This is a genomic window from Streptomyces sp. NPDC058307, assembly GCF_042880295.1.
In the GTDB taxonomy this organism is placed as follows: Bacteria; Actinomycetota; Actinomycetes; order Streptomycetales; family Streptomycetaceae; genus Streptomyces.
Map to the genome: position 1 here is coordinate 219,851 of NZ_JBHVYZ010000002.1, position 6,475 is coordinate 226,325.

Genomic DNA, 6,475 nt, shown 5'->3' on the forward strand with positions numbered 1-6,475 from the left:
AGGGGTCCGTCGTGCGAAAAGTGCGGCGGGCCTCTACGCGTGCGTAACGTCGCGCTCTGTAGGAAATGACAGGCCGCCGCCTCTTACGAACGGGTCGGCCGCGCTTTACTCTGATCTCTGCTCGATAGTTACTCGCGAGTTAAACAACAGCCGCAAACCTGAGAGCCGGCCGCACTGCCGCGGGCCCCGGAGGATGTCGTGAGCGACACACAGACACTGATCGAGAACCGCCCGCCGAGTGTGGCGACCCTCTTCCTGGAGCGCGTTGCGAGCACACCGGACGCCGAGGCGTACCGCTACCCGGTCCCGGCGGCCCCCGGCCAGGGCCCGGACGAGTGGAAGTCGCTCACCTGGGCGCAGGCCGCGGAGCGGGTGCACGCCATCGCGGCCGGGCTGATCGAGCTGGGGGTGCAGTCCGAGCAGCGCGTCGCCCTCGCCTCCTCGACCCGTATCGACTGGATCCTCGCGGACCTCGGCATCATGTGCGCGGGGGCCGCCACGACCACGGTCTATCCGCAGACCAACGCCGAGGAGTCGGCGTTCATCCTCTCCGACTCCGAGAGCCGGGTGCTGATCGCGGAGGACGCGGCGCAGCTCGCCAAGGCGGTCGCGAAGAAGGCCGAGCTGCCCGATCTCACCCACGTGGTCGTGATCGACCCGGCGGGCGTCGAGACCAGCGACTGGGTCCTCACCCTCGCCGAGCTGGAGGCCCGTGGCGCCGCCCGGCTGGAGAAGGACCCCGACCTGATCAAGGAGCGGGTCGGCGCGATCACCAAGGACCAGCTCGCCACGCTGATCTACACCTCCGGCACCACCGGCCGCCCCAAGGGCGTACGACTGCCGCACGACAACTGGGCGTACATGGCGAAGGCCATCGCCGCGACCGGTCTGATCAGCGGCGAGGACGTGCAGTACCTGTGGCTGCCGCTCGCCCACGTCTTCGGCAAGGTGCTCACCTCGGGGCAGATCGAGGTCGGACACGTCACCGCCGTCGACGGCCGCGTCGACAAGATCATCGAGAATCTGCCGGTCGTGCAGCCGACGTACATGGCCGCCGTCCCGCGGATCTTCGAGAAGGTCTACAACGGGGTCGCGGCGAAGGCCCGTGCGGGCGGCGGCGCCAAGTACAAGATCTTCCAGTGGGCCGCCGAGGTGGGCCGGGAGTACGCCAAGGCCACCCAGGACAACTTCCGGCGCACCGGGGTCGCCTCGGCGCCCTTCGGGCTGAGCGCCAAGCACAAGGTGGCCGACGCGCTGGTCTTCGCGAAGATCCGGGAGGCGTTCGGCGGGAACCTGCGGGCGTGTGTCTCCGGTTCCGCCGCGCTCGCGCCCGAGATCGGGTACTTCTTCGCGGGCGCCGGCATCCACATCCTGGAGGGCTACGGCCTCACGGAGTCCTCCGCGGCCTCCTTCGTGAACCCGGGCGAGGCCTACCGCACCGGTACGGTCGGCAAGCCGCTGCCCGGTACGGAGGTCCGCATCGCGGACGACGGGGAGATCCTGCTGCGGGGACCGGGGATCATGGAGGGCTACCACGGGCTGCCCGAGAAGACGGCCGAGGTGCTCGAGGCCGACGGGTGGTTCCACACCGGGGACATCGGTGAGCTGTCGCCAGACGGCTATCTGCGGATCACCGACCGCAAGAAGGACCTCATCAAGACGTCCGGCGGCAAGTACATCGCGCCCGCCGAGGTCGAGGGGCAGTTCAAGGCGGTGTGCCCGTACGTGTCCAACATCCTGGTGCACGGGGCGGACCGTAACTTCTGCACCGCGCTCATCGCGCTGGACGAGGTGTCGATCCTGGAGTGGGCCAAGGAGAACGGGCTCGAAGGGAAGTCGTACGCCGAGGTCGTCGCCGCGCCCGCCACCGTGTCCATGGTCGAGGCGTATGTGAAGCAGCTCAACGAGGGGCTTCAGCGGTGGCAGACGATCAAGAAGTTCCGGTTGCTGCCGCGGGACCTGGACGTGGAGCACGGTGAGATCACGCCGAGTCTGAAGCTGAAGCGGCCTGTGGTGGAGCGGGAGTACAAGCACCTCATCGAGGAGATGTACGCGGGCTCCCGGGAGGCGTGAGCAGCGCTCAGCGTCGCTCCAGCAGCTGACGCAGTTCTCTCACCTGGGTGCGCTGGGGATCGGTCAACTCGGTTTCCAGCGCACCCAGCCGCTTGCTCACCTCCTCGTAGTCCGCCCGCTGCCGTGCCAGCAGCCGTTCCAACTGCTGGTTCTTTCTGTGCAGTTCCAGGAACACGCTCACCTTGGCCCGCAGCACCCAGGGGTCGAACGGCTTGGTGAGATAGTCCGCGGCGCCCGTCGCGTAGCCGCGGAAGGCGTAGCCGGAGTCCTCCGTGCCGGTGAGGAAGATGATCGGGACGTCCTTCGTCTGGTCCAGGCGCTTGATGTTCGCCGCGGTCTCGAAGCCGTCCATGCCCGGCATGCGCACGTCCAGGAGGACCAGGGCGAACCGGCGGCGGAGCAGGGCCTTCATCGCCTCCTCGCCCGAACGGGCGCGGACCAGTGGTTCGTTGAGGGACCCCAGGACGGCCTCCAGTGCGATCAGGTTGTCCTCCATGTCGTCGACCAGGAGGATGCCGGCACTGTCGTCGGTCCTTGCCTCAGCGTTCATCAGAGTCCTTTCGTGGATACCCCCGGCTTTAGCCGGGGGAGAAAACGAAAATCCTGCGGAGCAGGGCAAGGGGCGGGGTTTCGCCGCCAGGGCGAAAGACCGTGCTCTGACGCGTAAATACGAACCGGCGTGGGCAAAGCCGCAGGTAGCTGACCTCGCCTCCTGCGGTGCCACCCCGCGGCGCGGTGTTGATCAAGGGCTACGGGGCGTTCGTCCTGCCCATTTACCCGTCCTACGGCGGGCGGCGAAGCCGCCCTGGGTTGCTGACCCGCAAATTTGATCGTTACTTGTTGCGGCGCTGGTTTGTGAGCGTGGCCCCGACGTATGTGAAGCGGGCGTTGAAGTACCGCTTCTATCCCACGGACGAGCAGGCAGCCGAGCTGTCGCGTACGGTCGGTTGCGTTCGGAAGGTCTACAACATGGCGCTCGCGGCCCGTACCGAGGCGTGGGCGCGTCAGGAACGGGTCAACTACAACGCCACCTCGGCCATGCTGACGGCATGGAAGAAGACCGAGGAACTGGCGTTCCTCAACGAGGTCTCCTCGGTCCCCCTCCAGCAGTGCCTGCGGCACTTGCAGACGGCGTTCACCAACTTCTTCGGCAAGCGGGCGAAGTACCCGCGCTTCAAGTCGAAGAAGAAGTCCCGCAGGTCCGCCGAGTACACCACCAGCGGTTTCCGCTTCCGCGACGGGAAGCTGATGCTGGCCAAGATGGAGAAGCCTCTGGACATCGTCTGGTCGCGTCCGCTCCCCGCGGGGGCGAAGCCGTCCACGGTGACCGTGTCCCAGGACGCGGCCGGGCGCTGGTTCGTCTCGATGCTGTGCGAGGACCCCGCCGTCCAGGCCCACCCGGCCAACGGCAAAGCGGTCGGCATCGACGTCGGTCTGGAACACCTCCTCACCCTGTCGACCGGGGAGAAGATCGCCAACCCCCGGCACGAGCGCCGCGACCGTGCACGGCTCGCCCTGGCCCAGCGCCGCGCGGCGAAGAAGACCAAGGGCAGCAACAACCAGGCCAAGGCCCGGCGGAAGGCCGCCAAAATCCACGCCCGTGTTGCCGACCGCAGGCGTGACGGGCTGCACAAACTGACCACTCGTCTCGTGCGTGAGAACCAAACGCTCGTGATCGAGGATCTGACCGTGCGCAACATGGTCAAGAACCGGAGTCTGGCTCGCGCCATCAGTGACGCGGCATGGTCGCAGTTCCGAAGCATGCTGGAGTACAAGGCCGCCTGGTACGGGCGGGAAGTGATCGTGGTCGACCGCTTCTTCCCCTCTTCCAAGCTGTGCTCCACCTGCGGCACCTTGCAGGACAGAATGCCGCTGCACGTACGCACCTGGACCTGTGACTGCGGAACGATGCACGACCGGGACGTGAACGCAGCGAAGAACCTGCTGGCCGTCGGACTGACGGTGACAGCCTGTGGAGCTGGTGTAAGACCTCAACGGAGACATCCGGGCGGGCAGTCGGCGACGAAGCAGGAATCCCCACGGCGCGAGCCGTAGGAATCCCCCTCGTTTACGAGGGGGAGGAAGTCAATCAGTCGTCGGTGGGCTGAACCACCGCCTCCTCGGTCTCGGTCCGCTGCTGCGTCCTAGCGCCCTCGGGGTCCAGGAGGGCGCATACGACGGTCAGCAGCTGGTCGACGTCCACCGGCTTGGGTACGTAGTCGTTGGCGCCGCGCGCGATCGACTTCTCGCGGTCTCCGGGCATCGCCTTCGCGGTGAGCGCGACGATGGGCAGACCGGTCCAGCGCGGGGTGCGGCGGATGGCGGCGATGGTCTCGTAGCCGTCCATCTCCGGCATCATGATGTCCATCAGGACGAGCTCGACGTCCGGGTTGCGCTCCAGGGTCTCGATGCCCTCGCGGCCGTTCTCCGCGTACAGGACGGGCATGCCGACGCGGCCCAGCACATGGGTGAGGGCGAAGACGTTGCGGATGTCGTCGTCGACGATCAGCACCCGCCGGCCGGACAGCACCTGGCCCGCCCGTCCCGACTTCCACGCCTCCAGCCTGGTGGGCGCGGGCCAGGAGTCCTCGGCGTCGTGGGGGTAGGGCTCGGTGGACAGCTCCTCCGGGCTCGGCAGGGGGTGGTCCTCGGTGGTCGGGCCGGTCGCCGGGTGGCCGGGGCTGGCGACGGGGACGTAGAGCGTGAAGGTGGAGCCCTTGCCGGGTTCGCTCTCGGCGACGATACGGCCGCCCAGCAGGCCCGCGATCTCCCGGCTGATGGACAGACCGAGCCCCGTGCCGCCGTACTTGCGGTTGGTCGTGCCGTCGGCCTGCTGGAACGCCTCGAAGATCACCGGGAGTTTCTCCCGCGCGATGCCGATGCCGGTGTCGGAGACCGCGAAGGCCACCACGTCGTCGCTGTCGCGGACGTACCGGCGCTCGGGGTCCTTGACGCGGTTCACGCGCAGTTCGACCCGGCCGGAGGCGGTGAACTTGATCGCGTTGGAGAGCAGGTTGCGCAGGATCTGCTGGAGGCGCTGTTCGTCGGAGTACATCTCGCGCGGCACGGCCTCGCCGACCGCCAGCTCGAAGGCGAGCCCCCGGTCCAGGGTGAGCGGGCGGAAGGTGGCGTGGACGTAGTCGAGCAGCTTGATGAGCGGCAGCTTCTTGGGGCGTACGTCCATCCGGCCGGCCTCGATCTTCGACAGGTCCAGGATGTCGTTGATCAGCTGGAGCAGGTCCGAGCCCGAGCGGTGGATGGTCGTCGCGAACTGCACCTCCTGGTCGGATAGATGGCCGTCCGGGTTGTCGGAGAGGAGCCTGGCCAGGATCAGCAGGGAGTTCAGCGGGGTGCGCAGTTCGTGCGACATGTTCGCCAGGAACTCCGACTTGTACTGCGAGGAGGTCGCGAGCAGGGCCGCCTTCTCCTCCAGTTCGGCGTTCGAGCGCTGCAGTTCGGCCTGCTGCATCTGGAGTTCGTCCGAGCGTTCCTGGAGCTGCATCGCCAGGCGCTGGGACTCGCCCAGCAGGGACTCGGTGCGGGAGTTGGCGATGATGGTGTTGATGGCGACGCCGATGGTGTTCACGAACTGGTCGAAGAACGCCAGGTGGACATCGGAGAAGCGGGAGAAGGACGCCAGCTCGATCACGCCGAGGAGCTTGTCCTCGAAGAGGATCGGGATGATGACGACGCTGGCCGGGGCCGCCTCACCGAGCCCGCTGTTGATCTTGATGTAGTCCGGCGGGGCCTCCTCCACCAGGATCCGCTTCTTCTCGCGGGCCGCCTGGCGCACCAGACCGTGGACCGGCATGCCGCCGGTGTCGACGGTCGCGCCCTGCGCCGAGCCGTAGCCCGCGATGAACGCCAGTCCCTTCGCGGGAACGGCGGTGTGCAGCGAGGCGCCGTCCTCGTCCGGGTCGGCCAGGAAGAACGCCCCGTACTGGGCGTTCACCAGCGGGGTCAGCTCGCGCAGGATCAGGTCGGCGACCTCCATCAGGTCCCGGTGGCCCTGCATCAGGGCGGCCAGCCGGGCGAGGTTGGACTCCAGCCAGTCCTTGGCCCGGGTCGTCTCGCGGAGGTTGGCCACCATCAGGTTGATGTTGTCCTTGAGCTCGGTGACCTCGCCCTGGGTCTCCACGGTGATGGCGCGGGACATGTCGCCCTGGGCCACCGCGGAGGCGACCTCGGCGATCGCGCGGACCTGGGTGGTCAGGTTGGAGGCGAGCTCGTTCACGTTGGTCGTCAGACGCTTCCAGGTGCCGTACACGCCCTCGACGCGTGCCTGGCCGCCGAGTTGGCCCTCGGAGCCGACCTCGCGGGCCACGCGGGTGACCTCGGAGGAGAAGGAGGAGAGCGTGTCGACCATGGTGTTGATGGCGGTCTTCAGCTCCAGGATCTCGCC

At 67.6% G+C, this 6,475-nt stretch carries 4 protein-coding genes; 2 read left to right on the top strand and 2 right to left on the bottom strand.

What is annotated here, in order from left to right:
• The first annotated feature begins 198 nt into the window (after window positions 1–198).
• On the top strand, window positions 199–2,073 hold the full coding sequence (locus ACFVYN_RS02825) for an AMP-dependent synthetase/ligase (protein ID WP_389991482.1): 1,875 nt from the start codon (window positions 199–201) through the stop codon (window positions 2,071–2,073).
• A gap of 7 nt (window positions 2,074–2,080) precedes the next feature.
• Here ACFVYN_RS02825 and ACFVYN_RS02830 read toward each other — a convergent pair whose 3' ends face one another.
• On the bottom strand, window positions 2,081–2,623 hold the full coding sequence (locus ACFVYN_RS02830) for a two-component system response regulator (RefSeq protein WP_389991485.1): 543 nt from the start codon (window positions 2,621–2,623) through the stop codon (window positions 2,081–2,083).
• 311 nt (window positions 2,624–2,934) lie between these two features.
• Here ACFVYN_RS02830 and ACFVYN_RS02835 point away from each other — a divergent pair, with 311 nt between their 5' ends.
• A complete protein-coding gene (locus ACFVYN_RS02835; RefSeq protein WP_389991650.1) occupies window positions 2,935–4,128 on the top strand; it encodes an RNA-guided endonuclease InsQ/TnpB family protein in 1,194 nt (397 codons plus the stop codon).
• A gap of 34 nt (window positions 4,129–4,162) precedes the next feature.
• On the opposite strand, the gene ACFVYN_RS02840 is transcribed toward ACFVYN_RS02835, so the two are convergent.
• Window positions 4,163–6,475, bottom strand: a 2,313-nt coding sequence (locus ACFVYN_RS02840; RefSeq protein ID WP_389991487.1) for an ATP-binding protein, incomplete at its 5' end; no start/stop codon positions are given.

What these genes read in the sequence shown, in the direction of transcription:
- ACFVYN_RS02830 (WP_389991485.1), bottom strand. Translation starts at nt 2,623, where the DNA reads ATGAACGCTGAGGCAAGGACCGACGACAGTGCCGGCATCCTCCTGGTC.